This window comes from Methanomicrobium mobile BP (assembly GCF_000711215.1).
GTDB classification, from domain to species: domain Archaea; phylum Halobacteriota; class Methanomicrobia; order Methanomicrobiales; family Methanomicrobiaceae; genus Methanomicrobium; species Methanomicrobium mobile.
Map to the genome: position 1 here is coordinate 1 of NZ_JOMF01000010.1, position 19658 is coordinate 19658.

Below are 19658 nucleotides of genomic sequence, written 5' to 3' on the forward strand. Positions count from 1 at the left end.
CTGAGCTTTCTGGGTTGTGAAGAAACCGGCGCCCAATACTACGTATGAGAAGACTGCCGCCACGACGACGAATGCAATCAGGACAATTGCAGCCTCAAGACCGGTGAAACCTTCATCTTTATTGAATATTTTTGTCATCTTTCTCATCTCCTTAGTTAAGGACATTTACAGCCGAGATACTCGGTGTGATCTTTTTGCTTATTGCATATGACGCACCGACAGAGGGGCGGATTTCAAGGTTAAAGGGCTCATTTGCTACAAGCTCTTTATCTTTTTCTGTTCTGGCAAGGATTACAAACTGCTCCTGATTTTCAAGAAGCAGATCATCAGAACCGGCTTCAGCGTTGAAGATCTCAACAACTCCCCATTGTCCGCAACCAATATCTTCTCTATCAGCTTTAGTTGCCTTATTGAGGTCCAATCTGTAAACATCTTTATTCGTGCTGAATGTAAGTGTAGTCATGCTGAAATCAACAGGACTGCCACCGGCGGTCAAACCGACCTTGAACTGGATTCTGTCAACCTTTGTATAAGGCGGTGCACCGGTTTCATTTCCGTATCCATATACCTGACCGAGGATTTCCACACTGGAACTTGCCTGGTCAACAGATGTATAAACTACCTCTTGAGCTTTCTGGGTTGTGAAGAAACCTGCTCCCAAAACGACGTATGAGAAGACAGCCGCCACAACGACGAATGCAATCAGAACGATTGCGGCCTCAAGACCTGTAAAACCTTCTTCTGTATTCATTCTTTTCATAAGGATTCCTCCTGATTTTTTTCACACAATTAATTACTTATTTTTTCAAGTATTTGCTTTGCATTTCCATGATGAGAGAACACCGGATCCCTCCGGTTTCTGTCAATACTATACTCATACCCCATAACATATAAAGATTGTTTATTGAACAAATCACTTTACCCAAAATTGTTCAAAAATATCTTCAAATATGGAAATAATATTTCCAAAAAATCAAAAACGTGCATGAATCGTTACTATATTGACAAAATTATTCGCCCATACACGGATCATGTGAATAATTTACACGGCAAAAGCGGGGCACCGTGCGGCACGTGCCGCAGGTACCGCATGGGTGCCGCATGCATGTTGCGCACGGGCAGAGGCAAGATACGCATGTCAACAAAATATAATGACACTGCTAATTACAGACTGAAGAAAACATCCATGAATTCATCTCATCAATTATGAATCATCCGCGACGGAAAAATATGACACCGACACTGTATGACACAACTATATGACACAACTATATGACACATATATTATAGATGGAATTGTGCCAGTCGAAATATGTCGCGGGCGGTAAGCCGATACCTATATGAAAAATGCAACTAAGGATACTCTTTATAATTGTGCATTATAATATATAATCAACCAATCAGTCATTCATATAACTGAATCATATTAAGCATATGAAACATAGGAATCATATCAGCACATTAATCAATAACCGAAAGTGAGGCACTCAAATGTACGATGATGATGAGGATGCAAGTCTAAGCGATCTTATAGGCGGAGACGATAAGAAGATTCTCTCCACGGGCAACAATGAGATCGACAAGAAACTTGCCGACGGCTTACCGCTGGAATCACTTACTCTTATCGAGGGTGAGAACGATACCGGAAAAAGTGTCATGACACAGCAGATCATCTGGGGCGCCATGAAAGCAAGTCTGAACGTAGAACTCTACTCCTCCGAGAACACCGCAAAAAGTTTCCTCTCGCAGATGACCTCAATGAGTCTTGACATCGCCGACTACTACGCATGGGGATATCTCAAGATATTTCCGATGCACACAATCGGCTTTGAATGGGGCGAGAAGGAGATGCAGGGTATATTAAAGCGCATCATCGGAAAGATTCAGACGAGCAAGGCGGAGGTCATCATCATCGATTCGCTCACGCTTCTTACCGAATCCACATCGCAGGCAGACCTGCTTGCATTCCTTACAAACTGCAAAAACCTCGTCGATCACGGCAAGACAATTCTGATTACGCTTCACACCTATGCATTCGAAGAAGATACCCTTGTGCGTATCCGTTCTATCTGCGATGCACACCTGTTCATGAAGAAAGCTCTTGTCGGCGATAAATACGTCATGGTCATGGAAGTCATCAAGGTCAGGGGAGCAAGAAAGACCACAGGTAACCTTGTCTCCTTCGAGGTCCACCCGGGATACGGAATGAAGATTATTCCGATGTCGACCGCAAGAATATGAGAATGCAACGGATGCAGGAGATGCGGCTCAGCACGGCATGTCGCTGTTTAGCGGTTTTGCGGATTTACATGTTTATACATGTTGCATGTGCACATGTGCATGAAAATATACCGACCAAAGGATATTAACCTAAGAAAAAAATAGTCTGTAACAGACAGTTGTAACAAATAATAGCAAAAATAAAATTAACAAATAATTGTAACAGGTAATTCTATCTAATAAATGTAACAATAAACGGGAGCGTCAAGAATGGGATCATTAAGCGCAAACATCAATCTGCCTTTCCAGCCCGAAGAACTGGATGATGACGATGACGTATATTCCAACTACGAATCATCGGCTCTTTACAGAATGCTTCCTGCAAACGCCAAAGAATACGTTGCACAAAGCCCGCATCTTCTGGAATATCTTCAGATGTTTCCCGTAAACCTTTACGGAATCCCTCTCTTCTTCTCCGAACTCAAGCGTGACCTCAAAAGCATGGAGAATCCGAACGTAATCTATCCCGTAAACGAATTTACGTTCATACATATCTTCCCCGACCAGGAGGATGTAAGGAACTACTACATCCCGATTGAACCCTCATTCCTGCACTCGGTTGCCGAGGCAATGCCGCTCATCGAGAAGAAACTCGTAGACCTTATCGATGTCCTCGAAGAAGACCCCATCACAGAAGACGAGAGAAGGAAAGTCTTAAAGCGCGTCCTTCGCGAAGTCATCTATATCAAAAAGCCAAACGAGACATATGCGCAGCTCACCGGCGATACCGGAGAGGGAAACGCGGACAGCGGCGGCATAAAGGGCAAACTCGTCAAGTTCCTTAACACGGATTTTTCGTCACCTGACAAAGGGGATGCGGATAAATTTAAGAAGATTCCGCAGACGCCGGACGGCAAGGTCATTCTGACAATGGGAGAGTTCCGCTCCATTGAATATCTGCTTATCAGAGACAAGATTGAGATGGGTATCTTAAACCCGTTCCTTGCCGACCCGTATAATGAGGATATCACATGCGACGGTGTGGGCCCGATATTTGTCGAGCACAAGATCTTCAGCGGTCTTAAATCCGCGGTCGAATTCAAAAACTCCGACGAGATTGACAACTTCGTCATCAAGATGGCGGAGCGCATCAGGCGTCCTATTACCTTCCGTAACCCTATTGTCGATGCGACATTGCCGGACGGCTCCCGTATCAACATCGTATACGGTACCGAGATCTCAAAGCACGGCAGTAACTTCACAATACGTAAGTTCGCCGAAGAGCCGTCGAGTATCCTGCAGCTTATCGAATGGAAGACCACGGATTACCTGGTCGCGGGCTATATGTGGATCTGCATAGAGTTCGGTATGTCACTCTTCATGAGCGGCGAGACGGCTTCCGGAAAGACGACAAGTCTTAATGCACTTACCACCTTCATTGCGCCGGAGAGCAAGATTGTGACCATCGAGGATACCCCGGAACTTACCGTGCCGCACAAGAACTGGACACGTCAGGTATCGAAAGGTAAGGGTAAAGGAGAAGGAAGCGGCGGAGATATCACGATGTTCGATCTGCTTCGTGCCGCACTTCGTCAGCGTCCGAACTATATCCTCGTGGGTGAGATTCGTGGTTCCGAGGGAGCCGTAGCTTTCGGTGCAATGCAGACAGGTCACCCCGTAATGAGTACTTTCCACGCGGCATCGGTGGAGAAACTTATTCAGCGTCTCTGCAGTGACCCGATCAATATTCCGATGACTCACGTCGATAACTTAAACATCGTCATCATTCAGAGTGCCGTAAGAAGACCCAGCGGAGGTACGGTCCGAAGAATGCTGAGTATCAACGAACTTGTCGGTTACGATCCCGAATCCGGCGGTTTCTCGTTCGTCGCAATCTTCGTCTGGAACCCGATTACCGATGAATTCGATTTCCCCGGTCGCGGCAGCAGTTATCTTCTCGAGAACAAGATAGCAACCCTTCTCGGTGTCCCCGACCACAAAAAATCCGAGATGTACTTTGAAGTCGAAAAACGCGCGAAGATTCTGCAGAGACTTCACAAGGCGGGATACATCGGATTCTGGGATTTATACTATATGCTCACCAAGGTCAAGAAGCAGGGTCTTATCAAGATAGAATTCTGACGGCATGACCGGGGTTTCCCAAGACTGTGCAAAAAATATAGGTATATTGCCGAATAGCGGTATTATTTTCAAAATTTCAAAAATCTTTTGTCCGCGAGTATATATTTAAATAGATATAAGCAAGAAATTTTGTTAAGTATACAATAATACTCAAATCACCGCAAATCCGATTACTTAATCAGATTACTGAATCAAATTATTATGTAAGTTAAAATTCCATTAACCACATTAATTCCATAATTTAATTAATCCCATTATATTCTGTCCGCACCGGATATGCCTTAAAATCCGAAAACCAAAAAAGGTAAGGTCATGTTTGAATCACTGCTTGAAAAACTGCGCGAAAAAAACGGAGGCTCGATTCCGTTTGAGAATACCGCGGAGGAAATTCAGCAAAAACTCAATGACATCAACGAGAACAAAAAGATTGGTGCGGACCTTCTCTTCATGATCACCTATATGGCATCCATCACGCATGCCAATGTTTCCAGACCGGAGATCTTCGCATATACCTCGGAAAGACGCGAGTATATCCCGACAAAGTACATGAAACGTGTCGAATGCTTTGTCAAGCGCTGGAATTACAGTTATGCCGAATCTTTAAGGATGGTCGCGGACCGCGTCAGAAACCCGCTTGTCGAGAGTCTTCTGAATCGTTTCGGCAACTCCATCGAGGCAGGTATTCCAGATGAGGAATTCCTTACCGAAGAGCTGGAAACCGTAAGAAACGTCTACCGCAACGATTTCGAGCAGGGTATCGAGATGCTCAAGAAATGGAGCGATGCCTACATTGCTCTCATGCTCTCCGCCACCATTGTAAGCATCATCATAATGGTATCGGTCGCAATCTATGCGCCGAATGATCTCGACTCGACATTGAACTCGTCATACTGTCTTGCCGCGGGAGTTTCGGCATTCGGTATCTTCTCAATGTACAGGTCGATCCCCGAAGACCAGAAATGTCATGATCTGCCCGGCGGCGGCACATATGAGCAGAAACTAGTACACAGACTCGAGAAGGTAATCATTCCCACGGCGCTTATCGCATCCCTGATTCTCTTCTTCACCGGCGTCAACTTCGGTCTCATATGTATAATGTTCGGACTTTTGCTGGCGCCGCTTGCGATATTCGGCTGGAAAGACGATGCAAACATTATCGTGCGCGACGAAGACTTCACGGTTTTTATACGCGGTCTGGGTTCGATCATGGGCGGTATGGGAATGACGGTGACGCCTGCGCTCGCAAAAGTCGATCGCAAATCGCTTCACGTCCTCGGAGATTATATAGATGCTGTATACTCCAAGATGAACATCGGTCTCGACGACACCCTCGTCTGGCATAAATTCGTCATGGATACCGGAAGCAACCTTATCTACAAGTACTTAAGTATCTTCAAAGATTCCATTGAACTCGGTGCGGGCCCTACCGAAGTATCGCATATCGTAAGCACATCCATGCTTGAACAGACCCTGCTCAGGCAGAAACGCGAGATGATCGGTATGGGTTTCATAGTCCTGCTTATCCCGATGCATGTGGCAATGGTAGGAATCTTCGCCTTCCTCTTCCACATCCTTCTTACAATGTCGCGGGCCATCAAGGAAGTTATGACTACATTCCAGGATACCGCCGCGGCTTTAAGCTCTAGTTCCGGCTCGGTCGGCGGTTCGATGGTAGGCTCAATCAACATTTTCGTCAATTTCCCCGAGGACAAGATGATAATGTTCCTCATACTGAGTATTCTGATTGTAACCGTTGCAAACGCAATTGCCGGTAAAATAGTAAAAGGCGGAGACAGATATATGTATTACGTATTCGGAAGTCTTTTATTTATATTATCAGGATTAATATACATTGTAACACCAGCACTTGTCGGTATTCTCTTCTCGATACCGGGATTTGAATCAATATAGAATTTTAATAAACATGAATCGCAAAAAATACACATAGGTTAGGAATTACATGGTCTCAATAGATGACGATACAAAAAGACGCTACATAATGATGGCAGGGATCATCGTTATAGGTACGATAATCACATTTGTTGAGATGCCACCTGTTTTAGTGATCTTTGTTACAATCGGCGCCGGCGTATTCCTTCTTTTCGCGCTGAAGATGATCACGGTCAGCGAACTGAAAGAAGATCTCGGTTCACTGAAAGAGGCACTTAAAAAACCGTCATCCCTTAAGTCCCTTATCAAAGGCAAGGGAGATGACGGATCCAAGGATAAAGGTGCATCCAAATCCGCGGGCAAAGAGCAGAAAGGAGGAGGGTCTTTCTTCTCGAACCTTATGACAAAGCTCAACCAGCCCATAACCCTTAAAAAGGACAAGGGTGCCGGCGGAAGCGGCGGCAGTAAAGCGGACGGAGACGGCGGTGCCAAAAAATCAATGTTTTCGGGTCTTTTCGCCGGCAAAAAAGATAAAGAAGAGAAGACCCAGCAGATCGACGCAATGCTCGACAAAGCCGTCAGCGGAGATATATCGGATGACGAGTTCGGAGATCTCGACGATATCAATCCCGAAGGAGAGGACGGCGAAGGCGGAGAGATCGGAGAAGGCGGGGATGATGCCGGCGGAGAAGACGATGAGTTCGGCGACTTCGAGAATATGCACTTCGGTCTGGAAGGCGAGGACGAACCCGAACCTGCCGCGGACGGCGGTGCATCCGCGGGCGGCGGCGGAGGCGGTCCCGCCAACTTCGAAGAGGAGATCCCCGACTCTGCAATCGCCGATATTCTCGCCGCAAACGGTATCGACCTTGATCTTGAAGAGGAAGGCGGGGATGATGCCGGCGGTGACGGGGCACCTGCGGCAGACAGCGGAGATGCGGGCGATGCCGCAGGCACGGAAGGCGCAGGCGAATCTCTCCCCTCCGAAGGTATCGGAGATATGGAAGGGCTTGACGAAGATGTCTCGGGTCTTGATCTCGATGCCGACGACGACTTCGGCGAACTCGAAGAGATGGATATCGACGAGCTCGACGACGAAGCCATAGATCTCGGCGACGAGGTAGTAGAGGAAGAGCCAGAACCGGAACCTGAACCCGAACCGGAGCCCGAACCCGAGGCACCTCCGGAAGAGGACATGTTTGCGCCGCCCAAGGAGTGGTCGCAGACAAAACCCGGAGAGTTGCCCGGCGGACAGGAGGGACTCTTCGAGCAGCCGGTATCCTTCGGCATGGGCGGCGGCGACGAGGACGATCTCTTCGCCATGCTCAAATCGGATACCAAAAAGGCGGTATCCGTACAGGAAGTCAGTCTGGTTCGCGACTTAAAGGACGCACATATAGAGGCGGAGAATCTGGTCGAGGAACTTCAGGGTGTCTACGACGAGTTGGGTCTGATCATAGGAGTGGAACCCGCAAAACCGGAAGTTCCTGAAGAAACGAAACCCGAAGAAGAACCCGCACCGGAAGAGCCGCCACAGAATGAAGAAGATATAAACCAGTAAAAGAAATAATATATATGTGTGAGTTTTTGGGAGAACAGTAGCCATGACACAGGTACCGGTAAAAGTAGAGCAGGACGGTAAATGGATCTCTCTAAAAATTGACGTCGATGAAGAGAGGATTCAGATACCCGCACCAATCTCGTCTGAGATAAAAATCAAGGCTATAGACGATCTGGAGGAGAAGAAGAGCGTTCTTCTCATCAAGACCAAAAAGGGGGATGTGTTAAAACTTGCATCCATTCCTAAAGCTCTCCAGCTCTTAAAACGAATTATTACAATGGGCTGTACGGCATACCGCCTTACGGCATACTTTATGTCCCCTGCGGTTCGCGGCGGCGTAATGGTCAAAGAAGCGAGATGGGAAAAGGGTGCGATTGCCGTACTTAAGACAGGTATCTGGTTCGTAAGCAAGGATAACCAGGTCTGTATCCCGCTCGACGACGTATCCGGCATTCAGATTACAAAGCGTGAAGTACAGGGCAAAGACAGCGATGTCGTTCAGATAGACCACATCGAGAACAGCGAAGTTGTCACGAGTTTTGTACTGTGTCCGCTCACGACACTTCAGATACTTTTCAATTACTTAAAGGATGCCACCAAAGACCTGGATGTATCGTCCGGCGAACTCGACGGCATCTCCGCCCAGGTGGCAATGCTTGTATACAGCGGAATGGACACGCACTCCATCGAGAATATGATAAACATCTCGAACAAGCAGATTGAGTCGATATACGACAAACTCATCGAGAAGAAACTTGTCGAGGTCGTCACGGTAAGACGTGAGGTCAAGCTCACGACAAAAGGCGTAAGGTTCGTGAACGAATCCGTCAAGACATAAGATCTATCGAATAAAGACAGATCCATTCACGATAAATTCAATCAATATTTACCCGAAACCACTTCTGATTTTAATCGGATTCATTTTTCAAAAGTTTACGTTGTCACATTTTCGGGAATGTTTCAAAAATATTTCCCATATATTATATAATTCCCCGATTAATACATTGCCGAACGAATCGCAAAAGACGCATACATCAGCCATTATTCCATTTTACCGAATAATTTTGCCCTGACAGAGAACTGCGCCATCGGATAAACGTCGGGAATTTTTCGCATGCCCTGCATGAAAATCTTTGCCGCATACACAAGTTTAGTAAATAAAGAGATACAGATTTTTAGAAAAAATAAAAGTCTTGGAAGTAATCTGAAATTTATTTCCCGATTAAATGATCCGTATTCGATAACCTTAATAAGATTAATACAAGAATTAGTAGTGATTATCAATGGGAAGAATCCTTGTTGTAGATGATACGATGTTCATGAGAACTTTGTTGAAAAACATTCTGTTCTCAGGCTCTCACGACATTGTAGGTGAGGCGGAAGACGGTGAAGATGCCGTTGCAAAGTACAAGGCACTCAAGCCGGACCTCGTGACAATGGATGTTGTAATGCCGAAAATGAACGGTATTGAAGCATTGAAAGCCATAACAGCCCTTGACCCGAATGCCAAGGTTGTTATGTGTACTGCGGTAGGCCAGGAACAAATGGTCAAACTCGCAATCAAGACAGGAGCAAAAGGATACATTGTCAAACCGTTCCAGGCTCCCAAGGTATTGGAAGAAGTAAACAACATATTAAGCTCATAATTATGATCCGAGTTCTGATAGTAGATGATTCCGTATTTATGCGGACGGTGCTTGCCGATATAATGGGAAGCGACGACTCAATCGAGATCGTCGGTTCGGCTGAAGACGGAGTTATCGCACTGCAAAAAATCGATGAATTATCTCCCGATGTAGTCACTCTCGACATTCAGATGCCGAATATGGACGGCATTGAGATGCTTGAACAGATGAAGATGCGTTCGTATGAGAATCGTCCGAGAATACTCATGCTGAGTACACTTACATCAAAAGATGCCGACCTGACAAAGCGTGCTCTGGATTTAGGTGCAGACGACTTCATGCTCAAACCCCATAATCTCGGTAAAATTAGGGGTATCGAATCAGAACTAATCACAAAGATAAAGCATCTTGTAACCATTCCGTCCGTCCAGAGACAGCCAAAGCCCGAATCCGAGAAAAAACAGGCAGAGAATATTGTTCTTATAGGTTCTTCGGCAGGAGGACCGCCCATGCTTGATTCGGTTGTATCGGCGTTGGATCCCGACATAAATGCCGCAATCATCATAACCCAGCACATGCCGGCAGGTTTCACGGCTTCACTTGCGCAGAGACTTGACAGAATCTCGCAGCTGCCCGTAAAGGAGACCGAGAACGGCGATGTCCTGGAAAACGGCAAGGTCTATGTTTCCAAGGGAGGTTTCCACACCGTTATCTCCGCAACCATAGACAGTTCCGGAAAAATCGGCGGCAAAATTACGCATTCCAAATCCCCGCCCGTTCATGCCGTAAGGCCTGCAATTGACAAGACATTCAATTCGGCGGCAAAAGTCTTCAAGACCAGAGCCGTTGCCACCGTGCTGAGCGGAATGGGCAGCGACTGCGGAGAAGGAATGGAATCCGTAAAGAATGCCGGCGGCAAGACAATAGTCGTCAAGGAAGAGGATGCTCTGGTATACGGTATGGCACGTTCGGCACTCTCGCGCAACTGCGTCGATAAAGTGCTTCCGCTGAAAGCGATACCGCGGGAAATAATGAAAACAGTCTCAGAAATGGGGTAATAATAAATGTCTGATGAGGAATCCTACAGAAAACTCTTTGTGGCAGAATCCGTGGAGAACCACGAGAATATCGTAAACAATATTCTGGTTCTCGAAGAAGGCTCGGATGACGCCGCTATAGATGAAATATTCCGATCCGCTCACACTCTTAAAGGAATGTCGGCTTCGATGGGATACATGGAGATGGAAAGGCTTTGCCATAAAATGGAAGATGTTTTCCATTCCATCAGGAGCGGAGCCATTGAAATATCTCCGGAACTGACAGATCTTCTTCTCGCCTGCACAGACAGGATAGAGGAGATGATAGACGATATCGAAGGCGGAGGTGACAGTTCGGGTATCGAGTCCGAAGATCTCATCTCAAAGCTCAAGGAGATTGAAGCGGCGGCCAACGGCGAGGCAAAGCCCGAGAGCAAGCCCGCGGAGAAGGCACCCGAACCTGCAGCAGCCCAACCCGTTGCCGAAGAAAACCCGACCGTTGCGGATGAATCCTCTGCCGGTACGGAAGAAGTCGCGGCAGAACCTTCAACCGCAGACTCCTCATCAGCCGAAAGCACAGCCGATGCGGCAAAACCCGCATCGATACCCGGAACCCAGCAGTATAAGATAACAGCCAGGGTTGCCGACGAATGCACGATGAAAGACGTCCGTGCAATGATCGTTCTTCAAAACCTCGAAGATGTCGGAACAATCATCTCAAGCAAACCCACGGCACAGGAGCTCGACGAAGGTATCTTCGAATCCGTGCTTGAAGTTACCATTGAGAGCGATTCCGGAGAGGATGCACTCAAAAGTGCCGCCTCGTTAACCGATATCGCCGAGGTCACGGTGGAGCCGATCGGCGCCGGCAACAGTACTTCGCCAATCTACACAATCAAACTTAAAATTGCCTCGGACTGCTCAATGAAGGATGTAAGGGCGATGCTCGTCCTGCAAAACCTTGAGAAGTGCGGAAGTATTCTCTCATCGAATCCGAACAGAGAACAGATTGACAACGGCGAGATAACGGACACTCTCGAGATTGTCATATCCTCGGATAAGAACGAAGAGGAACTCAAAAAGGCATCCTCAATATCGGACATAACCGAAGTCGTAATCTCGGCTTCGGGATCGGCATCCGCGGCAGCACCCGCACCGTCAGCGGCACCTTCGCCCAAGCAGGAAGAACCTGCCGAAGAACCGGCAGCTGCGGCTCAGCCCGCAACCGAAGTCGCCGAGGTCAAATCCAAGACCGAAGAGACCGCCCCCGAAGCTCAGACAGCGAAAACGGCAGGCGATGAGTCTAAAGCCAGGAAGGAGAAAGTAGCCTCACCCCAGACTGCCGACAAGAAGAAAGAGTTCAAGAACATCCGTGTGGACATCACACGTCTCGACCAGATGATGAACCTTGTCGAAGATCTTGTTATCAACGGCGGCAGACTGAAGCAGATTGCAAAAGAGCATCAGATTAAGGACATGGACGAAGCCCTTAACATGGTCAGCCGTTCCATCTCCGACCTTCAGAATCTGATGATGTATATCAGGATGATCCCCTTAAGTCAGATCTTCAACCGTTTCCCCCGTGTTGTCAGAGATGTGGCACACCACGACGGCAAAGAGGTTGATTTCATCATGACGGGAGGAGAGACCGAGCTTGACCGCAGTGTCATCGATAACCTCGGCGACCCGCTCCTTCACCTGATAAGAAACGGTGTCAACCACGGTCTCGAGACACCCGACGTAAGAAAAGCGGCAGGCAAAGATCCAAAAGGAATTCTTAAACTCTCGGCAAGACGCGAACAGGGCAATGTAATCATAGAACTTACCGATGACGGCGCAGGAATAAATCGCCAGAAGGTATTGAACACTGCCATAAAACGCGGTCTTATATCCAAAGAAGATGCCGCAAACTATCCCGACGAGGATATCCCCAACTTCCTCTTCCAGCCGGGATTCTCGACAGCCGAAGTTATCACCGATATCAGCGGCAGAGGAGTCGGACTGGATGTGGTTAAGAGCGCAATCGAATCTCTCAAAGGTTCCATCAAAGTCGAGACCAAGGAAGGCGAAGGCACATCGTTTATACTCACGCTTCCGCCGACAATGGCAATCATCGAAGTAATGATGGTGAGAATCAATGACAAGAGATGCGCAATTCCCATTAACACCGTCGTTGAGATAGCGAACGTCAACTTCAACAAGGTCACTCACATCGGCAAGAGTGAGGCGATACTGCTCAGGGATGAAGTTTTGCAGATAAACAGACTTGATCAGATGTTCGGACCGGTAAAGGAAGATGGTATAGTCGTAATAGTTCAGTATAAAGGAACAAAATGCTGCATACCCGTTGACATTGTAGAAGGTCAGCAGGAAGTGGTTGTAAAGCCGGTAAGCAATATTATCGGCAACTGTCCGGGTGTAGGCGGTGTCACAATTCCGGGTGACGGAGATGTCCTGCCGATTCTGGATGTTAATACGATGATATTGAACTGATTGATAAATAATCTGGAGAATCAAGAAAATGGAATTAAATGCGAAACAACTCGACGCAATGAGGGAACTCGGAAATATTGGTGCCTCACACGCAGCAACATCCCTTTCAACAATGCTCATGTGTCAGATAGATATGACAGTACCCGAAGCAATGGTCGTCGATATCGCAGATATCGGCGAATATTTCGGAGATGAGATCTCGGCACTTGTTGTCTTTGAGATTAACGGAGAGATTAACCCCGGAGGATATGTAGTTCTCCACATGCCCCAGTCATCCGCAATAAGACTCACAAATACAATGCTGGGTACAACTGATGAGAACCGCGATTTCAACGAGATGGATGAGAGCGCACTTCTGGAGGTCGGAAACATCATGGTATCACAGTTCCTCGATGCCACGGCAACACTTCTCGGAATTGTAATGCTCCCCTCACCGCCGGCACTTGCCATCGACATGGCGCATGCGGCATTCGCAAATGTCGTATCCATGGTCACAGGGGACATCAACGAGATCATCCTCTTCAGAACCGAACTTACATCAACGGTTAATGATATTGCGAGCACGATTGTGATGCTCCCCTACGAGAATACGTTAGGCAGAATTCTCGAACTACTTGACAAACTTGTCGACTTGAAAGAATAATAATCATAATTTTTCACAGATATGGACGGCAAAGCACAGGCGGAAAAAGGCGTTAACATCGGTATCGGAGAATACCGTATGGACAGCTCACTGTTGACCTCAATCGGTCTCGGATCATGTGTAGCTGTGGTTATCCACGATAACCGTAAAAATGTTGGCGCCGTGGCCCATGTTATGCTTCCCGACAGTAACGGCAGAAACGACAGACCGGGTAAATTTGCCGATACCGCTGTTCCCACACTCTACAACCTGCTCATCGACGGCGGCAGCAACAAGAGAGATCTTATTGCCAAGATTGCCGGCGGTTCGAGCATGTTCAAGCAGTTCAAAGGAAATCTGGATATCGGTCAAAGAAACGTTGAGGCAGTTAAAGAGGCACTGACCAAGGTACATGTTGTTCTTGTTGCCGAAGATGTCGGAGGCACATGCGGACGTTCCATCATATACAATCCTTCCGAAAGTGCGACGGTTCACGTGAGGCGGGCTGATGGAACATGTACAGACATATAACACTGATTCTCCTATCAATATCGATTATTTTTTCTGCGGCACCTGTCGCGGCAGAGAATGTCAATTTCTGGCCCGGCAGTAATTCCGTAAGCAGCACTTCCGTTAATGAAATAGCCAACGGCATTAATGACCAGGTTCTTTTTGCGACAGGCAACGGTCTGTCAATCTATGAAGACGGCAAATGGACGAGACTTTACTCGAAAGCAACCAATAAAATAGGATATCTTGACGGCATCCCTTATGACAACTACGTATTTTGCCTGGAATACGATGTCTACAACAATCTCTGGCTGGGATACGGCGGTGCACTTCAGATCTATGACGGCTATACCCAACCGCTTACTTATTCCTACGATCAGAGAATAATTCCGTCATACGCGATAAACGACCTTCAGAGGATAGGCGATCAGATGTGGATCGCGATAGGCGACATGGGTGTGTGCTGTTATCAGAACGGCGAATGGATATGGTTGCCGCCGTATGAATCGGGTCTCGGAGATGCCACGCAGGTTACCCAGATGGCGGTTGACTACGCATCGGGCAGTCTTGTCGTGACCTCAAATCAATACTATATCGCCGACGGCGAACCGCACCAGCATGTCATGCGTCCCGATTCTCTGAACTATCCGTACTTTGACGATATTGTAAGCCCGTATCTGAAATCGGACATGTACAATGTCAGATCCGGCGCTCACGGCGGCGTTTACTTATTCAACCGCGATGCCATCGTATTCTACGAGCCGAAGTCCGATACGGTTACACCCGTCCTCAGGGTCACTCAACTTGACCGTGAGGCGGTAAGGATAAACGATCTCGCGGTTGCTCCCGACAATACCCTTGTCATTGCGACAAATCTGGGTGTGTTCGGTGTGAAAGACAATGCAATAGTAAAGAGGCTGACCCATAAGGAGACGGTTCTTAATGAGATTAAGAAAGTCTTTGTCGATAAGAACAACCGCTGGTGGTATGTGAACAAATACCTTGTCGGCTATTACTACGACGAAGATACCTATAAGGGAGTGTCGGCAATAGAACTACCGAACGCGTGAGTTGAAATAATTCAGTGAAAAATTGAAGATTGATTTTCAATCCAAAAAATAGATTTTCTTTTTTGTTACTTTTTTCAGATTTCCTTTGTTTACAGAGATTAGGCTTTGCTGATATCGGCGTAGTAGTAGTTACCGGATGCACGCTGTTCGCGGTCGAGGTAACTGCCGGGCTTATTGATTCTGGGTCTGCCGCAGTTGGCATCGCGCCTAAACGTGACATCAAGCTCCTTTAAGAAGTAGTTCATACCGGTCTGCATGTCAAAGGGTCCGACGGCAGTACCCTCAACACCGGGCTTTCCGTCGAAGACAAGAAGCCTCTCGCTAATCATATCGATTACATAGACATCGTGGTCTATGACAAGGACACCCGAACCCGTGCTCTCGGCATGCCTTCTGAGGACACGTGCGAGGTTTACACGCTGCTCGACATCGAGGTGGGCACTCGGCTCGTCGAGGATATACAACTCCGCCTCCTTGGAAAGACAGAGTGCGATTGCCACACGCTGAAGTTCTCCGCCGGAGAGGGTGTTTACCTGCGACTGAAGGATGGGTTCAAGCATAAGCGGTTCAAGTATCTCGTGCTGGAAGTACGAGGAATCAAACCTGCTTGTCGTGCGTCTGAGAAGGAACTCTACCGTGTCGGTCGAATCCGTCTTGATATACTGCGGCTTGAAGGATACAGTGACAGTCCGCGGAAGCTTACCCGTATCGGGCTCTTCCACGCCCGCAAGCATCTTTGCAAAAGTACTCTTTCCTATACCGTTTGCACCGACGATACCGAGAACCTCGCCCGACTTAATGGCGCCGCCCTTTACCTTCATATGGAAGGACTCGCCGTAGCGCTTCTCAAACGGCGGAAACTCGATGAGGGTCTCGCGGTCAGTCAGACCTTCGTGGGCGCGGGTCTCAAACTCCACGGCGGTATCGCGGAATCTCACATTCTCTTCGTTCAGGAATCCCGAGAGATACTGGTTGATACCTATGCGCACACCCTTCGGACGCGTGATTATACCGAAGACCGAGGGTTTTCCGTAGGCAATATGGACGTTATCGGCAAGCATGTCAAGTATTGCAAGGTCGTGCTCGACGATCATCACGGGTTTTTCAGCCGCAATCTCGCGGATGAGCTTTGCGGTCGCCATCCTCTGATAGATATCGAGGTAAGGGGTTACCTCATCGAGGAAGTAGAAGTCCGCTTTTCTGCTGAGGCACGCCGTTATGGCCACACGCTGAAGTTCTCCGCCGGAGATTGTCGTTATGTCGCGGTCGAGAATGGACTCGAGTTTAAGTTCGCGGATATACTCCTCGAGTTTTCCGCGTTCGTCCGTAGACTTCAGGAGATCGGCGACCTTACCCTTGAAGACCTTCGGTATGAAATCGATATACTGCGGCTTGACCGCGGTCTTTACACTGCCCTTCGAGACAAGTTCGAGGTAGTCGTGAAGTTCGGTACCCGCATACTCTTTTAAGACAGCATCCCACGATGCCTTGTAGTCCGCATAGACATTACCGAGATTCGGTATCAGCTGACCGGATAGAATGCCGACCGTGGTACTCTTTCCCACACCGTTGGGACCCAGAAGACCCGTTACCTTACCTTCGCTCGGCACCGCCATGCCGTAGAGTGCAAAGGCATTGACGCCGTATCTGTGCGTCGGATAGTCAAGTTCCTGAGGCAGGGTGACTATATCGAGGGCGCCGAACGCGCATTTCTTGACGCAGATACCGCATCCCACGCACATCTCTTCGGATATGACCGCTTTGCCGTCATCGCCGATGACCACGGTCTCATCGCCTGTCCTTACACGCGGGCAGTAGACTATACATTCTTTGCCGCATTTCTTGGAATGACATCTGTCTTTATGAACAACAGCTATACGCAAAACCATAATGATCTCTCCGGAATTTGCCGTATCAAAATATTATATTATAGGGGTATTCGCCTGCGGCTCAGAGAGTCAGCAGGATGGTCCATGATATGAACCAGAACGCAAAGGTCATGAAAGCCTGATAGAACCAGTCCTTGCCGCCGAGCTTCGTGTAATCTATCTTCAGAAGGATGAACATGTGTTTCTGAAAGACTATTCCCGCGAGAAGGAGAAGCAATCCGAGAATCGAACGGGACTCTCCGAGCGGTGTCGTGGTGTCGCCTATCAGGATAAAGGATACGGCACCGGTAATCATACCGAAGAAACAGGCAATCGCGGTTCTCACCATGCGCTCGCGGTGTTCCGCTGCCTTCTCCGCGGCATTCTTCTCGGCACGTGTAAGCGGCACGGTCTTGGGTTCATCCTCGATTACCTCGGGGATTACGACTTCTTTTTTCGATTCCGCGGTCTTTACCGATTCATCATTCATTACGACCTCTTGGGTCTGTGCTTCGCCGGCTTCTTGGGTCTTCGGATCACTTTTTGGTTCTTGCGTCACTTTCGCACCAGTCATTATTTTTTGGTTTTCAGACAATATCTATTTTGGTATATAATGGCGACACAAAAAGGAATGAGCGGCATAGATTTTACAGCCATGCTCTTTGAACTGAAATCCTGCCTCCCTTTGTGGATTGGCAAGATTTACCAGTATAATATCGATACCTTCGGGTTCAGACTGAACGGTGAGGAGCGCCAGAAATACAACTTTATCGCGGAGTGCGCAAGGCGCGCCCATATCTCGGAGGCTCTGATGGATGCACCGAAAAATCCGTCGGGCTATTCGATGTTCCTTAGAAAATACATCCAGGGCGGAAGGGTTCTGGATATCAGCCAGTACGGGATTCAGAGAATCATAGACTTTACGATAGGGAAATCCGAGAAACAATATCATCTTATCTTTGAGTTCTTCGACGACGGCAACGCAATCCTCTGCGATGAGGACTATATCATAATAAATCCGCTCAAGAATCACACGTTCAAGGACAGAAAAGTGCTGCCGCACGTGAAATACGAGTTTATCGGAGCGGCACTCGATGAGATTACGCCCAAATACATCCGGAATATGCTCGAACAGTCCGATAAGGATCTAGTAAGAACCCTTGCCGGCGACCTGCTCCTCGGCGGCGACTATGCCGAAGAACTCTGTGCGATTGCGGGCATTGACAAGAATGCCCCGGCACGCGAACTTGCGCAGGTTACGCAGGTTACTGAGGGAGACGGATCCGGGGTATCGGAGGTATCCGTGGCATCGGGTTCGGGTGCGGTCTCGGATGCGGCTCAAAAGATACACGCGGCATTACTCGAGATACTTTCGCATGCGCAGGAGGGACGAAAACCCGTAATCGCAAAGAACAAGGGCTGCTGTCCGTTTCTCTTTGCGGGTGACAGCGCCGTCTCCGAATTTGACTCCTATAACAAAGCGCTCGAGGCATATTACCCGATGCCCAAGACCACCGAGAAAGCGTCAGCAAAGCCCAAACTCACAAAGGAAGAGGTCATACGCTTAAGACAGCAGAACGCAATCAAAGGTTTTGAGAAGAAGATTGCCGAGAATCAGTCGAAAGTCGATACAATCTACGCAAACTACGGACAGGTCTCCGAGGTCATATCAACCCTTGATGCCGCATCAAAACAGAGGTCCTGGCAGGATATCGAGAAGATTCTCAAGGGCAGCGATATGCCGATTGCAAAGACAATCAAAAAGATCTATCCCGATACGGCATCGGTCGATCTCCTCGTGGACAATACCGTGATCCGCCTGTATATCCGCGAAACCATAGAGCAGAATGCCGACCGCTACTACTCCGAGATAAAGAAATACAAAAAGAAGAAGACGGGCGCGGAGAAGGCAATGGAGCGCTTTGTCGTCCCCGCAGGTAAGACGGAGAAGAAGGAGAACAAAAAAGAGGGCTTTTCCCTCCTTAAACCCAAATGGTATCACAAATACAGGTGGTTCTACACCTCCGACGGCGTTCTGGTCATAGGCGGACGCGATGCCGGCACAAACGAGGAGATAGTAAAGAAATACCTTCAGGGCAGCGACACGTTCGTTCACGCGGATGTGCACGGCGGCAGCGTGGTCATTGTCAAGGGCGAGACGCAGTGCTGGGATGAGGTGGCACAGTTTGCGCTCTCGTACTCGAATGTCTGGAAGAACGGTCATTTCACCGGCGACGTCTACGCCGCGGAACGCTCGCAGGTCTCAAAGACCGCGGAATCTGGCGAGTTCGTGGCAAGAGGCGCTTTTGTCATACGCGGGGAGAGAAGATACTTCAGGGATGTTGCCGCAGGTCTGGCAATAGGTCTTCAGTACGAACCCGCGGTTGCCGTCATAGGCGGTCCGATAACGGCAGTAAAGGCACGCGCAAGATATTGCGTGACACTTCAGCCGGGACAATATGAGCCGAACGATGCGGCAAAGAAGGTCCTTAAGGCGCTTAAGAACATGGTTCCGGAAGAAGAGCAGAAAAGTCTCAAGAATGTCCTCAATACCGAGACGGTAGCGGCATTCGTGCCCCCGGGCGGCTCGGATATCATAGAGTAGGAACGGTAAATACAG

The 19658-nt window shown here is 48.2% G+C and carries 16 protein-coding genes; 12 read left to right on the top strand and 4 right to left on the bottom strand.

What is annotated here, in order from left to right; translation table 11 throughout:
• Together T502_RS08835 and T502_RS08110 are read right to left on the bottom strand one after the other, a co-directional pair.
• Positions 1-138 (bottom strand): archaellin/type IV pilin N-terminal domain-containing protein (locus T502_RS08835; protein WP_342665777.1); only part of this gene is annotated, 138 nt, incomplete at its 3' end.
• Positions 139-151: 13 nt separating this feature from the next.
• Positions 152-760 (bottom strand): archaellin/type IV pilin N-terminal domain-containing protein, encoded by a 609-nt coding sequence (locus tag T502_RS08110; RefSeq protein ID WP_042706718.1) that lies wholly within the window; start codon positions 758-760, stop codon positions 152-154.
• A gap of 731 nt (positions 761-1491) precedes the next feature.
• On the opposite strand from T502_RS08110, the gene T502_RS08115 reads away from it, so the two are divergent.
• From T502_RS08115 to T502_RS08165, 11 genes are all read left to right on the top strand, one after another.
• Positions 1492-2241, top strand: a complete 750-nt coding sequence (locus tag T502_RS08115; RefSeq protein WP_042706719.1) for an ATPase domain-containing protein — start codon at positions 1492-1494, stop codon at positions 2239-2241.
• Between the two features lie 249 nt (positions 2242-2490).
• The gene (locus tag T502_RS08120; RefSeq protein WP_042706720.1) at positions 2491-4362 is read left to right on the top strand and encodes a type II/IV secretion system ATPase subunit; all 1872 of its coding nucleotides are present in this window, start codon (positions 2491-2493) and stop codon (positions 4360-4362) included.
• Between the two features lie 312 nt (positions 4363-4674).
• Positions 4675-6273 carry an archaellar assembly protein FlaJ gene (flaJ, locus tag T502_RS08125; protein WP_042706721.1) on the top strand — a complete coding sequence of 533 codons (1599 nt, stop codon included), beginning with the start codon at positions 4675-4677 and terminating at the stop codon, positions 6271-6273.
• 49 nt (positions 6274-6322) lie between these two features.
• Positions 6323-7813: a hypothetical protein gene (locus tag T502_RS08130; RefSeq protein WP_042706723.1), complete on the top strand. Its 1491-nt coding sequence runs from the start codon at positions 6323-6325 to the stop codon at positions 7811-7813.
• Between the two features lie 43 nt (positions 7814-7856).
• Positions 7857-8651: a CheF family chemotaxis protein gene (locus T502_RS08135; RefSeq protein WP_042706724.1), complete on the top strand. Its 795-nt coding sequence runs from the start codon at positions 7857-7859 to the stop codon at positions 8649-8651.
• Positions 8652-9096: 445 nt separating this feature from the next.
• Entirely contained in the window at positions 9097-9459 is a 363-nt protein-coding gene (locus tag T502_RS08140; RefSeq protein ID WP_042706725.1) for a response regulator, read from the top strand.
• Positions 9460-9461: 2 nt separating this feature from the next.
• Entirely contained in the window at positions 9462-10496 is a 1035-nt protein-coding gene (gene cheB / locus T502_RS08145; RefSeq protein ID WP_042706726.1) for a chemotaxis-specific protein-glutamate methyltransferase CheB, read from the top strand.
• Positions 10497-10502: 6 nt separating this feature from the next.
• Entirely contained in the window at positions 10503-12968 is a 2466-nt protein-coding gene (locus tag T502_RS08150; RefSeq protein WP_042706727.1) for a chemotaxis protein CheW, read from the top strand.
• A gap of 28 nt (positions 12969-12996) precedes the next feature.
• Complete coding sequence (locus tag T502_RS08155; protein WP_042706728.1) at positions 12997-13611, top strand: chemotaxis protein CheC; 615 nt, start codon at positions 12997-12999, stop codon at positions 13609-13611.
• Between the two features lie 21 nt (positions 13612-13632).
• Positions 13633-14121 (top strand): chemotaxis protein CheD, encoded by a 489-nt coding sequence (locus T502_RS08160; RefSeq protein WP_042706729.1) that lies wholly within the window; start codon positions 13633-13635, stop codon positions 14119-14121.
• The gene (locus T502_RS08165) at positions 14106-15170 is read left to right on the top strand and encodes a hypothetical protein (RefSeq protein WP_042706730.1); all 1065 of its coding nucleotides are present in this window, start codon (positions 14106-14108) and stop codon (positions 15168-15170) included. The genes T502_RS08160 and T502_RS08165 overlap by 16 nt, the downstream gene beginning before the upstream one ends.
• A 98-nt stretch (positions 15171-15268) precedes the next feature.
• Here T502_RS08165 and T502_RS08170 read toward each other — a convergent pair whose 3' ends face one another.
• Positions 15269-17053 (bottom strand): ribosome biogenesis/translation initiation ATPase RLI, encoded by a 1785-nt coding sequence (locus T502_RS08170; protein WP_042706756.1) that lies wholly within the window; start codon positions 17051-17053, stop codon positions 15269-15271.
• A gap of 67 nt (positions 17054-17120) precedes the next feature.
• Positions 17121-17597: an EMC6-like membrane protein gene (locus T502_RS08175; RefSeq protein ID WP_342665776.1), complete on the bottom strand. Its 477-nt coding sequence runs from the start codon at positions 17595-17597 to the stop codon at positions 17121-17123.
• A gap of 72 nt (positions 17598-17669) precedes the next feature.
• Here T502_RS08175 and rqcH point away from each other — a divergent pair, with 72 nt between their 5' ends.
• Entirely contained in the window at positions 17670-19643 is a 1974-nt protein-coding gene (rqcH, locus tag T502_RS08180; RefSeq protein WP_245597789.1) for a ribosome rescue protein RqcH, read from the top strand.
• Positions 19644-19658 lie beyond the last annotated feature (15 nt).

Bases quoted from the DNA above. Each gene is read 5' to 3' on its own strand.
- T502_RS08110 (WP_042706718.1), bottom strand. From the start codon at position 760: ATGAAAAGAATGAATACAGAAGAAGGTTTTACAGGTCTTGAGGCCGCA.
- T502_RS08115 (WP_042706719.1), top strand. From the start codon at position 1,492: ATGTACGATGATGATGAGGATGCAAGTCTAAGCGATCTTATAGGCGGA.
- T502_RS08120 (WP_042706720.1), top strand. From the start codon at position 2,491: ATGGGATCATTAAGCGCAAACATCAATCTGCCTTTCCAGCCCGAAGAA.
- flaJ (WP_042706721.1), top strand. From the start codon at position 4,675: ATGTTTGAATCACTGCTTGAAAAACTGCGCGAAAAAAACGGAGGCTCG.
- T502_RS08130 (WP_042706723.1), top strand. From the start codon at position 6,323: ATGGTCTCAATAGATGACGATACAAAAAGACGCTACATAATGATGGCA.
- T502_RS08135 (WP_042706724.1), top strand. From the start codon at position 7,857: ATGACACAGGTACCGGTAAAAGTAGAGCAGGACGGTAAATGGATCTCT.
- T502_RS08140 (WP_042706725.1), top strand. From the start codon at position 9,097: ATGGGAAGAATCCTTGTTGTAGATGATACGATGTTCATGAGAACTTTG.
- cheB (WP_042706726.1), top strand. From the start codon at position 9,462: ATGATCCGAGTTCTGATAGTAGATGATTCCGTATTTATGCGGACGGTG.
- T502_RS08150 (WP_042706727.1), top strand. From the start codon at position 10,503: ATGTCTGATGAGGAATCCTACAGAAAACTCTTTGTGGCAGAATCCGTG.
- T502_RS08155 (WP_042706728.1), top strand. From the start codon at position 12,997: ATGGAATTAAATGCGAAACAACTCGACGCAATGAGGGAACTCGGAAAT.
- T502_RS08160 (WP_042706729.1), top strand. From the start codon at position 13,633: ATGGACGGCAAAGCACAGGCGGAAAAAGGCGTTAACATCGGTATCGGA.
- T502_RS08165 (WP_042706730.1), top strand. From the start codon at position 14,106: ATGTACAGACATATAACACTGATTCTCCTATCAATATCGATTATTTTT.
- rqcH (WP_245597789.1), top strand. From the start codon at position 17,670: ATGAGCGGCATAGATTTTACAGCCATGCTCTTTGAACTGAAATCCTGC.